This is a genomic window from Nocardia sp. NPDC004123 (assembly GCF_053603795.1).
The window spans coordinates 401720-416521 of record NZ_JBSGGG010000001.1; the positions used below are offsets into that span (position 1 = coordinate 401720).

The window sequence follows — 14802 nt, forward strand, 5'->3', positions numbered from 1 at the left end:
GCGCTCCGCCTCCCCGCGCTCGGAGCGGATACGGGAGCGAAGCGGAGGAGCGGAGGCGGGAAGAATCGAGCTTCCGGCTCCATAGACCTGCGCCTTGGCCGCGAACCCGCCCGAGCGAAGCGGAGGCAATTAAGCTCAGTGCCGATGCCTGAGCAAAAGATGCCTTCGCAGTGGCCCGCGCCTCCGTCCTCGCAGCGCCCCGGGCCGCCGAACCGTCGGAAGCCGACAGCGCTGGATCGTTTGCTGACGCCGTTCCGCGCCATGGAATCCAAGCTGGACCAGAACGGTCCGCTCTCGGCGTCGACGGTCCGGTGGGGGCTGCTGGCCATGGCGGCCGGCGTCACCCTGGCCGTGCTCATCACCATGTTCGTCTCCAACGGCTTCGACTCCAATCGCGTGAAGGCGCACGCGCCGGGGGCCGCCCAGCCCACCGGCGCGGTCGCGGGCGCGGCCTTCGGCACCGCCCGGGAGGGCGACTGCCTGACCTGGTCCAAGGCCAATGCCGGCGACCTCACCAAGGTCGACTGCGCCGGCAAGCACCTGTTCGAGGTCACCGCGGACATCGACCTGAGCAAGTACCCGGGCAAGGAGTTCGGGCCCGGCTCCCGCTTCCCGGACTCGCTGCGCTTCTCCGAGCTGCGCGACGAGCACTGTGTCAGCGCCGCCCAGGAATACCTCGGCGGCCGCCTGGACCCGCGCGGCAAATTCGTTGTCGGCCTGATCAATCCGGGTGAGGCGGGCTGGCAGGCAGGCGAGCGGACGCTGCGCTGCGGCCTGCAGGTCTCCGGCAGCCAGGGCCTCGCCACCAAGCCCATCACCGGCAGCGTGCGCGACATCAACCAGTCCAAGGTCTACGACCTCGGCACCTGCATCGGCATCAAGTCCAACCTGCCCACCGATCCGGTCGACTGCACCCAGCCGCACGCCTTCGAGATCGTCTCCACCGTGGACCTGGCCACCCACTTCAACGGCGGCCCGCCCTCGAAGGACGATCAGGACAAGTTCATGGAGGACGAGTGCACCAAGGACGCCGGCGACTACCTCGGCGCCCCCGACGCACTGCGCAACAAGACCCTCACCCTGTTCTGGGACGCGCTCGACGCCCGCAGCTGGCTGGCCGGTTCCCGCAGCCTCAACTGCATGGTCGGCAAGGGCGCCGACCAGGAGGGCTTCGCCACCATCACCGGATCGGCCAAGGGCGACATCCAGATCGACGGCCAGGCCCCCGTGCCGCCGCCCAACAACGGCCGCTACACCCCGCCGCCGCTGCCCGGCGCGGCCCCGCCGGTCATCCCCCAGCCACGGTGATGCGGCGGAAGCTGTAGGCATGCCCGTCTCCATGTCCGCCGACCACTTCGAAGAATTGGTCGGCGACGCCCTCGATCTGATTCCGCCGGAGTTGTCACAGGCGATCGACAATGTGGTGGTGCTCATCGAGCCGCGCAGCGACGAGGACCCCCACCTGCTCGGTCTCTACCACGGCATCGCCCTCACCGACCGGGACTACAGCCACTACGGGGGCGCGCTGCCGGACACCATCACCATCTATCGCGAGGCCATCCTCGGGATGTGTCACAGCGAAGAAGAGGTGGTCGAGGAGGTGGCGATCACCGTAATCCACGAGATAGCGCACTATTTCGGGATCGACGACGAGCGCCTGCATCAGCTGGGCTGGGGCTGAATCAGCTGGGCTGGGGCTGACCAGCGGCATCGGGAACCGATCGGCGAACCTCCACGTCCAATCCTCACAACCGGGGTGGAACGGAGAAGGGAGCCCGATCATGGTCGGCCACGTGCTGGTGCAGCCCGAGGTGATCCTCGCGGCCGCTCTGGAACTCGATCTGCTCGCCGAACGCCTCGCCGCGGCCGCGAGCGCGACGGCTCCGGCCACCCATGTGCTGCCCTCCGGCACCGAGGAGGTGTCCTTCCTCGCCGCAGCGCATTTCAACAATGCCGCGCTGACCCACGACCACTCGGTCGCCCAGGGCATTCTCGAACTGCATCACGCGGCCGCCACCCTGCGCAGCCAGCTGGCCCAGTACCTGGCCCAGGACGCCGAGCGCGCAGCCGGTCTCGCCGCGATCCAGGTGTAGAGGGGAGACGCACGCATGACGCTGGGAATCACGGGGGTGTGCTGGCTGCCCCGGATGGCCGAATTCAATTCCCTCTGCCTCGATACCGGGGCGCACGCCATTCCGATCGCGGCCGCGGGCAGCGCCTGGGGCGCGCTCACCGCCTCCTGGGTGGACGCCACCACCACGGTGACGCGGGTGATGGCCGAGATCGGGGTCGGTCTCGAAGGACTGAACGGGCTCACTGTGCTCGCCCGGCTGGGCGGTTTCACCGCGTGGGCCGAACAGCAGGCCGTCATGGCCGGCGTGATGGCGGGCAAGGCCGCCGCCAATGCCACCGCCTACACCGTGGCCTCCCTCGCCATGCCGAGCCTGCCGGAGATCGCGGCCGTCGAAACTGCACGTGCGGCAGCATATTCCAGCGGCGGCGCGCTCAACGGGACCGCGGAGGCAGCCGAGGCGGCCAAGCTGGCGCTGGACATCCGGGCCGCGCTGGTGATGGAAACCTATGAGGCCGCAACGAGTTCGATGGTGGCCACGCCCGGCCAGTTCCTGATGCCGCCGCCCATCGCCGTGGGCGCGGGCTCGGCCAATACGGGTGGCGACCCGCTTACCATTGACAGCGATCCGCTGCGGGCGGCGCTCGGCGCGGCCGCCGTCTCGGCGCAGAATCCGGCCGTCACCAGTGCCCTGTCGCAGGTTGCACAGGTGGCGGGAACGGTGGTCACCAGCGGTGTGACCAGCGCGGGAAACGTTGCTGGTACAGCGATTACGGCGGTCGCGAATGCGGTGACGCAAACGCCCGGCTTCGGTACCTCCGGCCTGCCGGTCACGGCGGGCGCGGGTGTCTCGACCGCCGGCGCGGGCGGCGCGGCCCCGGCCACGCAGGCGGTGACCGTCACCGGCGGCGGCACGTCGGTGAACATCGGACATGGCGCGGGCACACTGCAGTTGCCCGAGGGCTGGGGCGCGGGTCTCGGAAACACCGGTGGCGCACCGGCTCCCGCGGCGCCGATCGCCGAACCGGTGACCGTGGCCACCACACCGGCCGCGACCGCGCCGGTCCGTTCGGCCGGAACCAGCCCGCTGCCCGGCACCCGGGGCAGCGACGAGGAAGAGTCCCACCGCGGCCACGACTACGGCCGCTCGGTGCAGGTGTTCGCCGACGGCCGGGTCATCGCGCCCGCGGTCATCGGCGGCGACCCACTGGCCGACCGGTGACCGTCCTCGGGGCGGACCGCGGGCCGTCGACGCTGCGGTCGGTCACGCTGTCGCTCGACGAAATGCAGTATCTCCTGGAGACATTGGGGATCGACGAGCTGCCCGTGGTGCTGGATGCCATGGGCCGCTACGACAATGCCGCCGACCACGACACCGCCATGTCCAGGGCGGCCGCCGCCCTGACCGCGCGTGAACTGCTCGACGACGACGAGGCGCATCCGGAACTGGCCGAACGGCTGCGCGTGCTCTACCGGCCACACTGGGTGCTGGCCGTGCGCTGGTATGTGGCGGGGCAGGTCAACCGGTGCTGTGTGGCCAAGGGCGACGACATCGAGGTGGTGGCGCTGCGCGGCCCCGGCACCTGTGTCATCGACGTGGCCGGTCACGATCTGCCGGGCACCGTGATGGCCGCGCTCGGGCCGGCCGATGCGCTGGAACTGTCCGGAATGAACGCGCCCACCGCGGACTTGGCTCCCGTGTTCGACGACGCGGGCGATGCCGCCACCACGGCCACGCGACTGGCCGCGGTGGGCACCCCGGCCCGCGACGCACCGGTCCTCGCTTCGGCTCTGGTGCAGGTGAATTCGCACGCGGAGATCGTCGGCGCGCGCTACGGCGACGGCGCGCGCGACGTGGTGGGCACCCACCTCGCGGTGTACAACACCCGGCGCGGCCGTTTTCTCGCCAGCACCGGCACCGCCGCGGACGGGACGAAGTGGACGTCGCTGGCGGGCGGCACCCCGGCCCGGCTGCGCACGGCGCTGCGGGATCTCATCGAATCCCTGCCGCTGCGAACGGAATTCCCGGGCTAACCCATGGGGTCGTCGCCGCCGGCCGCGATGGCGTCGCCGAACGGTGCGGGATAGCGGCCCCAGCGGCTGCACTCCCAGGTGCCGTCCTCGAACGGCTGCAGCTCGATGGTCTCGGTATTGTCCAGGTGATTGTTGGCGGCGAAAGGCCTTGGCACCCCGGTCAGTTCGCGCGAGACCAGCCGCATGGCCGCGCCGTGGCTGACCACGATGACATCGTGAGCGTCCGGGCGGCTCAGATAGTCGTCGCGTAGGCGCTGCAGTGCCGGGACGTAGCGGGCGAGCACGTCCTCCCCGGATTCGCCACCGGGCACCCGGACGCTCAGATCACCGAAATGCCAAGCGTGATACACCTTCTGGAATTCCTCGTGCGCGGACGGGGTGTTCAACCCCTCGAGGTCGCCGAGCTGCACCTCCTGCAGATCCTCCAGCACATCCAGGGTGACCCCGGTGGCGGCCTCGATGTAGCCGCCGGTCTGCCGGGCGCGCAGCGCGGCCGAGGAGAACAGCCGCTGCGGCGGGACGGCCAGGTTCGCGCCGTAGCTCTTCGCCTGCGCCACACCGCGTTCGGTGAGCGGCAGGCCCGGCAGCCGGGTGTCGAGGATCTTGCCGACATTGCCCTCGGTCTCGCCGTGCCGGACCAGGATGAGTTTGCCGGTCACAGGTCGGCCACCCCCTTCTTCAGATCGGCCAGCCAGGCCGCGCCGGGTGCGTCCGGCGGCGGCGGGGTGCCGGTGGCCGCGGTGGCCGGCCAGGAGCCGAGGAATCGGATCCGGGCGGCCGTGCGGTGCAGTGCCTTCAGTGCCTCGGCGACCGCGGCGTCGTCGATGTGCCCGACGCAGTCCAGGTAGAAACGGTAGGTGCCCATGCCGGTGCGGGTGGGCCGGGATTCGATGCGGGTGAGATCGATACCGCGGGTGGCGAATTCGGCGAACGCGCGCATGAGCGAGCCGGGCTCGTTGGCCAGCTCCAGCACGATGGAGGTGCGGTCGGCCCCGGTGCGCGGCGGCGCCGGCCGCGGGGCGGTGACCAGCACGAAGCGGGTGATGGCCCGATCGACATCGGCGACGCCGTCGGCCAGGGTGGTGAGCCCGAGGCGGGCGCCGGCCAGCGCGGTGGAGACGGCGGCATCGGCGTGCCCGGCGACGACGTCCTCGGCGGCCGCGGCATTGGAGGCGGAGGTGTACAGCTGCGCCAGCGGCATGGTGACGGCCAGCCACATACGGACCTGCGCGGCCGCGACCGGATAGGCCGCGATCCGGCGCACCTCGTCGAGCTCGATGCCGGGGCGGCCCACGATGGTGAAGGCCACGTCCAGGTCGGTTTCCGCGATGATCTGCAGCCGCGGGCCGACGGCCAGCGCGTCCAGCGTCGGCGCGATGGAGCCCTCGACCGAGCTCTCGATCGGCACCACCGCGCCCGCGGCCTGACCGGCCCGCACCAGCTCGACGGCCGCGCCCTGACTCGGGGCCGGGACACGCTCGACCGGTCCATCGAAGACTCCGGTGGACTCCAGTTTGGCGAGGGCCATCTCCGTGAAGGTTCCCGACGGCCCGAAGTAGGCGATACGCGGCACGGTTACGACATTACTTGCGTGCGCCCGGTCGCCCCCGGCTTTGGTCAACTCCTGGGTAACTTCGCGCCCCCGGGCGCGGTGGGTTCAGGCGCCCAGTACGGCGAGGGCGGTGGTCACGGCCGCGACCTCGCCGGTTTCGATGGCGAGCAGCACCTCACGGAACGCCTCGACCGCGGGTGGTTTCAGCCCGCTGAGGAACGCGATGTCCGGTGTGGCGAGCGCGCCGCGAATGTTCTCACCGCAGAGCGCGGCCACGGTCGCCGCCACACCCGCCAGCGCCCGCTCGCCCGAATCGGTGCGGGCGACGAAACCGCTGTCGCCGTGCACGATTCGCACCAGGAACTCCGACACCGCCTCGTCGTCGAGCGCCAGGTCCAGCACCTCGACGCCCGGATCGGCGGAGACCGGGCGGACCAGCTCCGCGGTCAATCCGCGGGCCGGGCGGGGCGGGACGGACAGGGTGAGGGCGACCGGTTCGGGCGCGGGGGACGAATCGTGCGGCACGTCTTCACGGTAGCGATCGGCGCGACACGGGCGGCGCGGCCACCCGGGAAGCCCTTGCGCACGCGACCCACGTCACTTAGCTTAGGTTTACCTAATTCAACTCCCGGAGGTGTGTATGCCACCCGCGGCCCAGGTCGTCGCACCCACTACCGCCGAACGCGTGCACACCGCCTGCGCGCACGCCGAGAACGCGGTCCTGGCCCTGCCCGGCCTCGACCCGGTGCCCACCTCCGTGCACCTGCTGCGGCAGTGCGGGGACATGGTGCTGGCGGTCCCGATGAACTCCACCGCCGCCGGTCTCGTCCTCGGCTGCGGCGCGAACGGATCCCCCGCGGTCCTCGAACTCACCGACCAGGCCCCGCTGCCGCTGCGCGAACGCGTCCGTGCCCTGGTCTGGCTGCGCGGCTGGGCGCACGCCGTGCCCGCGCACGCGCAGCGCGCGCTGGCCGGCGCGGTCGCCGCCGACCATCCGCATCCGGACCTGCTCGACGTCGGCCACACCGCCGTCCTGCTGCGGCTGGTCATCGACTCCGCGGTGGTGGCCGACACCGCCGGCGCCGACTCGGTCGACCGCGAGCAGTTGCGCGACGCCCGACCCGATCCGTTCTGCGCGCTGGAAGCCGGCTGGCTGCAACACCTTCAGGCCGATCACCCCGATGTGGTGGATCGCCTGGCCCGCCGGCTGCCGCACGCCCTGCGCCGCGGCGCCCTCATCCATCCGCTGGCCATCGACCGCTACGGCGTCACCCTGCGCGTCGAGACCACCGAGGCCGACCACGACATCCGCATCCCGTTCGAGGCCCCGGCGCACGACATCGAATCCCTCAGCCGCGCGGTACACGCTTTGGCGGGCAACCCCTTCCACGGCGGCCTGCACCGCATCTGACGAGTTCGCCGGGCGCCCGCCTAGATTGGCGGGCATGGTTTCGGCTGATCCCGCACCCGCGTGGCCCGCACCCGAATCGTCCGAATCGGGCCGGCGGGCGATCAAACTCGAGATCGCGGTGGTGCTGGTCGTCACCTTCGGGCTGAGCGGAGCCAGTGCGGCACTGTCACTGCTCGAGAGCGCCCTCGCGCCCGGCGGGGTGGGCGGGCAGACCGTCGCGCTGAACGCGCCACGGGCCACCCGGTCGACCATCGACCTGCTCTTCCAGCTGCTGAGCGTGGCCCGTCTGCTCGGCTGGGCGGCGCTGGGCCTCTATCTGCTGTGGCGCAGCGGGATCGCGCCGCGGGCGATCGGACTGGCGCGGCGGCTGCGCTGGCGGGCGGACGTGCTCCCGGGACTCGCGCTCACGGCCGTGATCGGAATCCCCGGGCTGGGACTGTATCTCGCGGCCCACGCACTGGGTGTGAGCGTCACCATCGTGCCCAGTTCGCTCGCGCACTGGTGGCGGCTGCCGGTGCTGGTGCTGTCCGCGTGGGCGAACTCGGCGGCCGAGGAGGTGCTGGTCGTCGCCTACCTGATCTCGCGATTGCGGGCGCTGGGGTGGACGGAGAATCGGTCGCTGCTGGCGTCGGCGATCCTGCGCGGCAGCTACCACCTGTACCAGGGCCTGGGCGGCGGGCTCGGAAACCTGGTGATGGGATTGATCTTCGGACGCTACTGGCAGCGCACCAACCGGCTCTGGCCGCTGCTGCTGGCGCACGCGCTCATCGACTCGATCGCCTACATCGGGTACACCTTCCTGCACGGACACGTCTCCTGGCTGCCGTAATCCGATCGGAACGAGCCACGCGGGCGCCGCGGTCGGTACTGTTTTCAGTGATGAACGGCGACGACCCCCAGCACTGTGCACGGATACGCCGGGAGCCGCCGCCGGGACGCCCGGGCGAGCCCCCGGCGTACCCGCCTCGACCCGCGGCGAATCCCGGGCAACCGCAGAGACCTTCGTCTCACCGGCCGCCCGCGGACAGCCGGCCCGTTAACGACGGCAGGCCCCGGATAGAACCAACTCAGGTGATCCGACGCCATGAATCCGGTCCGGACCTGGCCTATTCGCAGGTCCCGCCCGGGAACCCGGCCCCGCGGCAGCGGCCGCCGGGGAATCGCGTTCCGCCGCACCACAATCGCGGGCCCGGGGACCATCGGATGCCGCCGCCGGGCAATCGGGTGCCGCCCCCGCGGGAGCGCGCCGCCGCCCCCATGGGTCACGCGCCGACCCGGCAGCCGGTCCCCTTCCGGGAGGAGCCGCCGCGCACTCCCCCGCCACCACCGCCCGGTCAGCGCCGCGGCGGCGACGGCCGCCCACCCCGCGGCTCCCGGCCCCGCAGGAAGCCGCACTGGGTCCGCTGGACCCTCTCGCTGCTGCTGGTGCTCCTGCTGCTGCCGATCGCGGCGGCCATCTATGTCGACACCCACCTGACCCGGATCGACGCCCTCGCGAACTATTCGGGCCGGATCGGCGACACGCCCGGGACGAATTGGCTTCTGGTGGGTTCCGACAGCCGCTCGGGACTGTCCAAGGATCAGGAGCAGCAGCTGTCCACCGGCGACTCCTCCGATGTCGAGGGCGAGCGCACCGACACCGTCATCCTGGTGCACATCCCGAAGTCGGGGCGGCCGACGCTGGTGAGCCTGCCGCGCGACTCGTACGTGAGCATCCCGGGCGTCGGCAAGGACAAGCTCAATGCCTCCTTCGCCGCCGGCGGTGCATCGCTGCTGGTCAAGACGGTGGAGGGCGCGACCGGCGTGCACATCGACCACTATGTGCAGATCGGCTTCGGCGGCTTCGCCAATATCGTGGACGCGGTCGGCGGCATTCAGATGTGCCTGGACGCGCCCATGAAGGATCCGCTGGCCGGTATCGACCTGCCCGCGGGCTGCCAGACACTCAACGGACCCGAGGCGCTGGGCTTCGTGCGCTCCCGCGCCACCCCGCGCGCGGACCTGGATCGCATGCTCAACCAGCGGAAATTCCTCAGTGCCCTGCTGAAGAAGGCGGCGAGCCCGGGCACGCTGGCCAATCCGTTCCGGTCCTGGCCGCTGGTGCGGGATCTGACCTCGGCGCTGAAGGTCGACAAGGGCGCGCACATCTGGGATCTGGCGAGCCTGGGCAATGCGCTGAACAGCGATCCCATCACCACGACGGTCCCGGTCGGTGGATTCGAGGACGTGGCCGGCAGTGGCAATGTCCTGCTCTGGGACAAGACGAAAGCGAGTGCTTTCTTCGACGCGCTGGCCAAGGATCAGCAGATCCCGCAGGACTTGATCACCACCGTCGGCAGCTAGGCCGAATTAGGCAATACTTGCCTCAATAAGGCTGCACTCAATAAGGCTGTACTTGGATGACACGCGGTTTGACCAGGCATTAATGTCATCCGCATGTCCACCCGAACCCAGACGAAGCGCAGCAAGTTCCAGGCCCTGCTCCAGGATCAGATCCGCAACGAATTCAATGCCGAACACCAGTACATCGCGGTGGCGATGTGGTTCGACAATGCCGATCTGCCGGTTCTGGCCAAGTATTTCTACAAGCAGGCCGTCGAAGAGCGTAACCACGCGATGATGATCGCGCAGTACCTGATCGATCACGACATCGCCGTCGAGATGCCCGGAACCGAGGCCGCTACGACGCAATTCGCGAATGCCAAGGAGCCCATCGCGCTGGCGCTCGCACAGGAGCAGGCCGTCACCGAGCAGATCATCCAGCTCGCCAGGACCGCCCGGGAAGAGGGCGACTACCAGGGCGAGCAGTTCATGCAGTGGTTCCTCAAGGAACAGGTCGAAGAAGTCGCGACCATGAATACCCTGCTCACCGTCGCCGAGCGGGCCAGCGCGAATCTTTTCGACCTGGAGAATTTCGTGCAGCGGGAAATGAGCGGCCCGAAGGACGCGTCCGGCGCACCGCACGCCGCAGGCGGCTCGCTGTAATTACTCCGTGGGCCGAAGGTAATTCGGTTCCCGGCCCGGTGGATTCACACAGCAGGCCCGGTCCCTTGCGCTGGACCGGGCCTGTTGCATGTGCTCGGTGCTCGTGCGATACGTACCCGCCTTTTCCTTACTTCTGCGGCACTGTGACGGTGCCGGTGGCGTTGGCGGACAACGTACCGAACAGCGACTTGACCACGGCCAGAATGGCATCCATGGTTTTTCTCCTCATCTGATATCCGGTGTGATGATCACCGGATCCCCTGAACTTCCGGGGTGAAGAGAACTTAACCGAGCACTCGGAGCGAAACAGGCATTTTTCAGAAAAATCCCCGCGAAAAATCCGGGCCGTTCACCGAGTGAATCCAGTTCACCGGAGAACGGCCCGGACCGTGCCGGTACCGCGGGTGCTCAGCCCGACAATGTCAGCGCAGCGTGACCTGGCGCGACCGCAGGCCGTCACGGGAGCGGCGCTCCTCGGAGGTCAGCGGGGCGTCCGACTGCAGCGCGGTCGCCAGCTTCGCACCGAACTCGCGGGCCGGGCCCTCCCACTCGCTCGCGTGCCGCTCCGGATCCAGGTCGAAGACCGGCACCAGCAGACCATGGGTGCGGAACGAGCCCGCGAAGCGCGAACCCTCACCCAGATGCAGATCACCGGCCGCGTGCAGCCGCGCGAGCGCCAGCATCAGCTGGTCCTCGTCCTCCGGCCGTACCCAGCGGATGTGCGCCTTCTCGCCGGCGTCCACCCACCAGGCCGCGCCGACGGCGTCCGCACCCAGCTCCAGACGGGCCGACGGCATGATGGCCTGATTGGCCTGCTCGATGGTGGCGGCCACCTGCGGATCCGGAGTGACACCCGCCGGCACCCACCAGTTGAAGTCCTGGTGCACGGTCAGATCCAGGGCCGCACCCGGATCCAGCACCTCGGTGAGCCGCGGCGTGCCATCCACGGTCGTGGCGCTCAGCGACTCGCCCGGGGTGGCGGACTGGGTCCACAGCACGGCGGCGGCCAGATCCGCGGCCGGATCGGCGGACTGGAACTGCACCTGCGTGCCGACGAAACCGATCGGCTCGTCACCGGCCCGCACCAGCGCGGCAACCGCGCCCGGCAGCACGGTGGCGAGGGTGACCTCCCGCTCCGCGGCGACATTCGGCGACAGCTTCAAGATCGCGGTCGCCGACGGCACGAACTCCCGTAGCGCCACCAGATCGCATTCGGCGGCCAAGCCCTCGAAGGGCCGCGTCACGGCCTGCGCCGCCGCCTCCTGTTCGGCGCGGCGGGCGGCCAGCTTCTGCGCCCGATTGGAGTCCGGCTTGGGACTGTTGCGCTTGCTCTTACCCATGACTGGCAAACCTACTGTGTTCGATGCCCTCCGCTTCGCTCCGGGCGGGTTCGCGGCGCTGAAAGTCTCGTTCTTCCCTCCTCCGCTCCTCCGCTTCGCTCCCCCGCTCCGTCAGTCCAGAACGAGACGCGCCGCGAACCACCAAAGATTTCCGATCCAAAGTGGTTGGCGCGGACTGTAATAGCTCGAAGTCGAGCGAACCGCGGTGCGGCGTTCAGGCGGTGGCGAGAACGGCCTTGGTGCGGGCGGGGTAGTTGGTGGCGATCCAATCCACGCCGAGGTCGGCGCAGAGTTGGACGTCCTCGGGATCGTCGCAGGTCCAGACGTAGGTGGCGCGGCCGGCGGCGGCGGCCTTGTCGACCAGGTCCGGGTGCTCGCGCAGGGTGCGCACGGACGGGCCGATGGCGGTCGCGCCGACGGTGTGGGCGGCGCCGCCGGAGAGGTACAGGGAGGATTCGCCCAGCAGGACGGTCGGGAGCAGCGGGGCCGCGCGGCGGATGCGCCAGACCGCGGTGGCGGCGAACGACATGACCACCGCGCGTGAGTGATCCGCCGAGGCGGGTGCGCCGATGCCGTAGCGGGTGAGCTCGGTCAGCAGCGTGGTCTCCACCAGCGCCCCGTAGCGGACCGGGTGCTTGGTCTCGATGAAAAGCTTGGTGGGACGGCTCTTCCAGTCCAGCACCAGCTCGATCAGCTCGGACAGCGTGAGCACGCCCTCGGGTTCCTCCGCGGTACCGAAGTCGAGCGCCTTCAGCTCTTCGAGAGTCATCTCGCTGACCGCGCCCGATCCGTTCGAGGTGCGATCCACGGTGCGGTCGTGCACGCAGACCAGGTGCCCGTCACGGGTCAGGCGGATATCGCATTCGACGCCGTCGGCGCCCTCCTGCAGGGCGAGATCGTAGGCGGCGAGGGTGTGTTCGGGTCGCGCCGCCGACGCCCCCCGGTGCGCGACCACGAACGGCGCACGACTGGCCCGGCTCACTTCGCCACTACCTCCTGTTGCTCCGCGGCCGGGGACGCCTCTGCGTCATCCCCGGAAGCTGCGTCATCCCCGACCACTGCATCATTCCCGACCACGGCGGCGGGCGCGCGTCGCACGGGCTCGATCACCGGCCGCGCGGGCCCGGTGGCGATCACCCAGCGGCGCAGCGTCTTCGGGCGGCCCCGCAGATCCAGGCCCGCGAAGGCGTGCACCAGCCCGAGCGAGGCCACCGCGACACCGGCCGCGACCAGATCGGTCCACATGCTCGCCAGCACGCCGTCGGCCTGCACCTGCAGCGAGGACGTGAACCGGTACAGGATCGCCACCAGCACCAGCGCCGCATTGAGAAGCCAAGCCGCCCACCAGATCCGGACCGCCCACAGCAGCCGCGGATCCGCACCGCCCGCCGACCGCAGCCGGGCCGCCTCGGTCAGGAAGATGCCCGGCCACACCAGATTCACGATCGGCACCACACAGCCCAGCACCAGGGCGCGCAGCGACCGCGGATCCGACTCGCCGACACTCGCGTACGCGGCGCGGCGGGTTTCGGTGAGCCAGCCGACCAGCGCCACCGCCGACACCAGCGCCAGCACCAGGGCCACCACCGCGGAAACCGTCACGGCCGCATCGGAAATCCACAGCAGCCAGGGCGGGATGAGGCGGGTGCGGTTGCGCAGCAACACGCCGTACCGGCCCAGTTCGGCCAGGGCGGAGAACACGAACACACCGGCGGTGGCCGGCAGCAGCACGGTGATGCGGTCACTCAGCGCGGCCAGCGGGCGATGCGGCGCGGCGGCCGCGGCCGGGGGCCGATCCTGCAGGCCCCACTGGGGAATCCGGTGGTAGCGCGGCGTCTGCAGCGGACCCGGACGCCGGACCGGCTGCGCGCCATTGGTTCTGCGGCCGGGCGGGCGGGCCACCCAGCGGTAGTTGCGCCGGTCGGCGGGCGCGTCCACCGGTGCGGGGGAGAGCAGGACACCGTGGCAGCGCGGGCACCAGTGCAGCGGCTTGCCCTGTACCGCCCAGCGCGCGCCACAGCGGGCGCACGGCTGTACGACGGCGGATCGCGATCGGCCCACCTGTCCCCCGTTCATCGCTCCACCTCTCCGCGCCTAGTAGATCTTCGCCTCGGGACCGTCACCGGTGAGCGGCCTGCCGATCTGCTGCCAGGCCACCATGCCACCCGAGACCATGACGGCCTCGTAGCCGATCTGGTTCAGGTACTCCACCACCGGGACGGACCGGCCGCCCTGCCGGCAGATCACGTAGATCTCGGCGTCGATGTCGAGTTCGTCGAGCCGGGCGGGCACGTCGGTGATGGGGATGTGGATGGCGCCCGGCGCGCGGCCGAGCTGCCATTCGTCGTCCTCGCGGACGTCGAGGAGCTGGGCGGGCGCGGGCGCGGGCGAACCCCAGCCGTCCGCAGCGTCGAACTCCGCGGGAACCGCGTCGATCGGCACCGTGGGCACGTGGGGGTTCGTCACGGTTCCGATCCTGCCACGCGCGCGCGAGGGCTGTGGAGTTCCGTAGCTGCGCAGGGTTGGTTTCGGGAGTTATCCACATAATCCACAACCTGATCCACAGGTTGATAGACGACCGATTCGTCCTGGTCGGCCGATCCGGAAGTCCCCTCCCCGTTCCGGAGCGACCGACCTCGGGCCTCTGTCCCAGAAGACCCCATCCAGTCTGACGCCGCAGGTGAGCGCGCGGTTCCTTGCGCACTCGAAAAAAACGACAACACTACCGAATAACTGAAATCCTGGGTCCGGCCGGGCAAGATCGGTAGCCTGGCGCTATGACTGTGAGCAGGGGGCTACTCGACGGCCTGGACATCAACGGACTCGACCGCGCGCTGTCGGAGGCGACATGCCTCGGCATCGACGTCGACACGGCGCGCGCCACACTACGGCTGGAACTCGACGTGCTGACCCTGCCCGAGGACGGTCCCCCGCCGGCGGACTGCGACATCTATCTGACCCTCACCGGGGTCAGCCGGGTCGCCGCCTCGCTACGCCGGCAGCGCTGGGACGACAACGAGCCCATTGTGCTCCCGCTCACCCTCGACGGCCTGCACGACGCCGTCCAGAGCTTCGGCGGCGGCGCGCTGCACGGCTGGGACTTCCTCGACCTCGCCGACACCTCCTGGAGCCAGTGGCGCAAACTGCTGAGCTTCGACACCAGGCTGAGCGACACGCCCGGCGCCCACATGATGGAGTTCTCCCAGGAGGAGGGCGTCGACCCGCGCGAACTCGACGTGCGCGTCTGGTTCGAAGGCGTGGAGGTCACCGACCGGCAGGGCAACCCGATCCCCTTGCCGGACTTCATCGCCGGCGGCGTCCGCTGGTGGCAGGCGCACGACGCAGGCGACCCGCGCACCATGCGGCCGGATGTCGTCCCGCCGCTGTAGCGAGCGGCGGACACGCTCGA

The 14802-nt window shown here is 70.2% G+C and carries 17 protein-coding genes; 10 read left to right on the forward strand and 7 right to left on the reverse strand.

Going from position 1 to position 14802, the window contains the following annotated elements:
• The first annotated feature begins 261 nt into the window (after window positions 1-261).
• The 5 genes from ACWEQQ_RS01785 (at window position 262) to ACWEQQ_RS01805 (ending at window position 4105) form a co-directional block, all read left to right on the forward strand.
• Window positions 262-1308, forward strand: coding sequence for a septum formation family protein (locus tag ACWEQQ_RS01785; RefSeq protein WP_452346873.1), 1047 nt, complete (start codon window positions 262-264; stop codon window positions 1306-1308).
• A 19-nt stretch (window positions 1309-1327) separates the two neighbouring features.
• Window positions 1328-1681: a metallopeptidase family protein gene (locus ACWEQQ_RS01790; protein WP_452346800.1), complete on the forward strand. Its 354-nt coding sequence runs from the start codon at window positions 1328-1330 to the stop codon at window positions 1679-1681.
• A 100-nt stretch (window positions 1682-1781) separates the two neighbouring features.
• Window positions 1782-2093, forward strand: coding sequence for a PE domain-containing protein (locus tag ACWEQQ_RS01795; RefSeq protein WP_452346801.1), 312 nt, complete (start codon window positions 1782-1784; stop codon window positions 2091-2093).
• Between the two features lie 15 nt (window positions 2094-2108).
• Entirely contained in the window at window positions 2109-3293 is a 1185-nt protein-coding gene (locus ACWEQQ_RS01800) for a PPE domain-containing protein (RefSeq protein WP_452346802.1), read from the forward strand.
• Window positions 3290-4105 (forward strand): ESX secretion-associated protein EspG, encoded by an 816-nt coding sequence (locus tag ACWEQQ_RS01805; RefSeq protein ID WP_452346803.1) that lies wholly within the window; start codon window positions 3290-3292, stop codon window positions 4103-4105. Before ACWEQQ_RS01800 ends, ACWEQQ_RS01805 begins: the two co-directional genes overlap by 4 nt.
• On the opposite strand, the gene ACWEQQ_RS01810 is transcribed toward ACWEQQ_RS01805, so the two are convergent.
• The 3 genes from ACWEQQ_RS01810 to ACWEQQ_RS01820 all read right to left on the reverse strand — a co-directional run bounded on the left by ACWEQQ_RS01810 (window position 4102) and on the right by ACWEQQ_RS01820 (window position 6182).
• The gene (locus tag ACWEQQ_RS01810; RefSeq protein ID WP_452339295.1) at window positions 4102-4764 is read right to left on the reverse strand and encodes a histidine phosphatase family protein; all 663 of its coding nucleotides are present in this window, start codon (window positions 4762-4764) and stop codon (window positions 4102-4104) included. The two genes, ACWEQQ_RS01805 and ACWEQQ_RS01810, sit on opposite strands and share 4 nt — an antisense overlap.
• Window positions 4761-5678, reverse strand: coding sequence for a prephenate dehydratase (pheA, locus tag ACWEQQ_RS01815; RefSeq protein WP_452346804.1), 918 nt, complete (start codon window positions 5676-5678; stop codon window positions 4761-4763). Before pheA ends, ACWEQQ_RS01810 begins: the two co-directional genes overlap by 4 nt.
• Before the next feature lie 84 nt (window positions 5679-5762).
• Window positions 5763-6182, reverse strand: a complete 420-nt coding sequence (locus tag ACWEQQ_RS01820; RefSeq protein ID WP_452346805.1) for a hypothetical protein — start codon at window positions 6180-6182, stop codon at window positions 5763-5765.
• 115 nt (window positions 6183-6297) lie between these two features.
• Between ACWEQQ_RS01820 and ACWEQQ_RS01825 the strand changes: the two genes are divergently transcribed.
• The 4 genes from ACWEQQ_RS01825 to ACWEQQ_RS01840 all read left to right on the forward strand — a co-directional run bounded on the left by ACWEQQ_RS01825 (window position 6298) and on the right by ACWEQQ_RS01840 (window position 10053).
• Window positions 6298-7068: a DUF2470 domain-containing protein gene (locus tag ACWEQQ_RS01825; protein WP_452346806.1), complete on the forward strand. Its 771-nt coding sequence runs from the start codon at window positions 6298-6300 to the stop codon at window positions 7066-7068.
• 34 nt (window positions 7069-7102) lie between these two features.
• Window positions 7103-7897, forward strand: a complete 795-nt coding sequence (locus ACWEQQ_RS01830) for a CPBP family intramembrane glutamic endopeptidase (protein WP_452346807.1) — start codon at window positions 7103-7105, stop codon at window positions 7895-7897.
• Between the two features lie 242 nt (window positions 7898-8139).
• Window positions 8140-9411 carry an LCP family protein gene (locus tag ACWEQQ_RS01835; protein WP_452346808.1) on the forward strand — a complete coding sequence of 424 codons (1272 nt, stop codon included), beginning with the start codon at window positions 8140-8142 and terminating at the stop codon, window positions 9409-9411.
• 93 nt (window positions 9412-9504) lie between these two features.
• The gene (locus tag ACWEQQ_RS01840) at window positions 9505-10053 is read left to right on the forward strand and encodes a ferritin (RefSeq protein ID WP_379384686.1); all 549 of its coding nucleotides are present in this window, start codon (window positions 9505-9507) and stop codon (window positions 10051-10053) included.
• Window positions 10054-10475: 422 nt separating this feature from the next.
• Here ACWEQQ_RS01840 and ACWEQQ_RS01845 read toward each other — a convergent pair whose 3' ends face one another.
• From ACWEQQ_RS01845 to ACWEQQ_RS01860, 4 genes are all read right to left on the reverse strand, one after another.
• Window positions 10476-11393: a DUF5926 family protein gene (locus ACWEQQ_RS01845; protein WP_452339302.1), complete on the reverse strand. Its 918-nt coding sequence runs from the start codon at window positions 11391-11393 to the stop codon at window positions 10476-10478.
• Window positions 11394-11607: 214 nt separating this feature from the next.
• Window positions 11608-12375, reverse strand: coding sequence for a glycerophosphodiester phosphodiesterase (locus tag ACWEQQ_RS01850; protein WP_452339303.1), 768 nt, complete (start codon window positions 12373-12375; stop codon window positions 11608-11610).
• Entirely contained in the window at window positions 12372-13469 is a 1098-nt protein-coding gene (locus tag ACWEQQ_RS01855) for a DUF4328 domain-containing protein (RefSeq protein WP_452339304.1), read from the reverse strand. The genes ACWEQQ_RS01850 and ACWEQQ_RS01855 overlap by 4 nt, the downstream gene beginning before the upstream one ends.
• Before the next feature lie 18 nt (window positions 13470-13487).
• Entirely contained in the window at window positions 13488-13859 is a 372-nt protein-coding gene (locus ACWEQQ_RS01860; RefSeq protein ID WP_452339305.1) for a rhodanese-like domain-containing protein, read from the reverse strand.
• A 311-nt stretch (window positions 13860-14170) separates the two neighbouring features.
• On the opposite strand from ACWEQQ_RS01860, the gene ACWEQQ_RS01865 reads away from it, so the two are divergent.
• The gene (locus ACWEQQ_RS01865; RefSeq protein WP_452339306.1) at window positions 14171-14782 is read left to right on the forward strand and encodes a hypothetical protein; all 612 of its coding nucleotides are present in this window, start codon (window positions 14171-14173) and stop codon (window positions 14780-14782) included.
• Window positions 14783-14802: the final 20 nt, after the last annotated feature.

Coding starts and splice junctions, on each gene's coding strand:
- ACWEQQ_RS01795 (WP_452346801.1), top strand. CDS start 1,782: ATGGTCGGCCACGTGCTGGTGCAGCCCGAGGTGATCCTCGCGGCCGCT.
- ACWEQQ_RS01800 (WP_452346802.1), top strand. CDS start 2,109: ATGACGCTGGGAATCACGGGGGTGTGCTGGCTGCCCCGGATGGCCGAA.
- ACWEQQ_RS01855 (WP_452339304.1), bottom strand. CDS start 13,469: ATGAACGGGGGACAGGTGGGCCGATCGCGATCCGCCGTCGTACAGCCG.
- ACWEQQ_RS01845 (WP_452339302.1), bottom strand. CDS start 11,393: ATGGGTAAGAGCAAGCGCAACAGTCCCAAGCCGGACTCCAATCGGGCG.
- ACWEQQ_RS01840 (WP_379384686.1), top strand. CDS start 9,505: ATGTCCACCCGAACCCAGACGAAGCGCAGCAAGTTCCAGGCCCTGCTC.
- ACWEQQ_RS01825 (WP_452346806.1), top strand. CDS start 6,298: ATGCCACCCGCGGCCCAGGTCGTCGCACCCACTACCGCCGAACGCGTG.
- ACWEQQ_RS01830 (WP_452346807.1), top strand. CDS start 7,103: ATGGTTTCGGCTGATCCCGCACCCGCGTGGCCCGCACCCGAATCGTCC.
- ACWEQQ_RS01785 (WP_452346873.1), top strand. CDS start 262: ATGGAATCCAAGCTGGACCAGAACGGTCCGCTCTCGGCGTCGACGGTC.
- ACWEQQ_RS01865 (WP_452339306.1), top strand. CDS start 14,171: ATGACTGTGAGCAGGGGGCTACTCGACGGCCTGGACATCAACGGACTC.
- ACWEQQ_RS01790 (WP_452346800.1), top strand. CDS start 1,328: ATGCCCGTCTCCATGTCCGCCGACCACTTCGAAGAATTGGTCGGCGAC.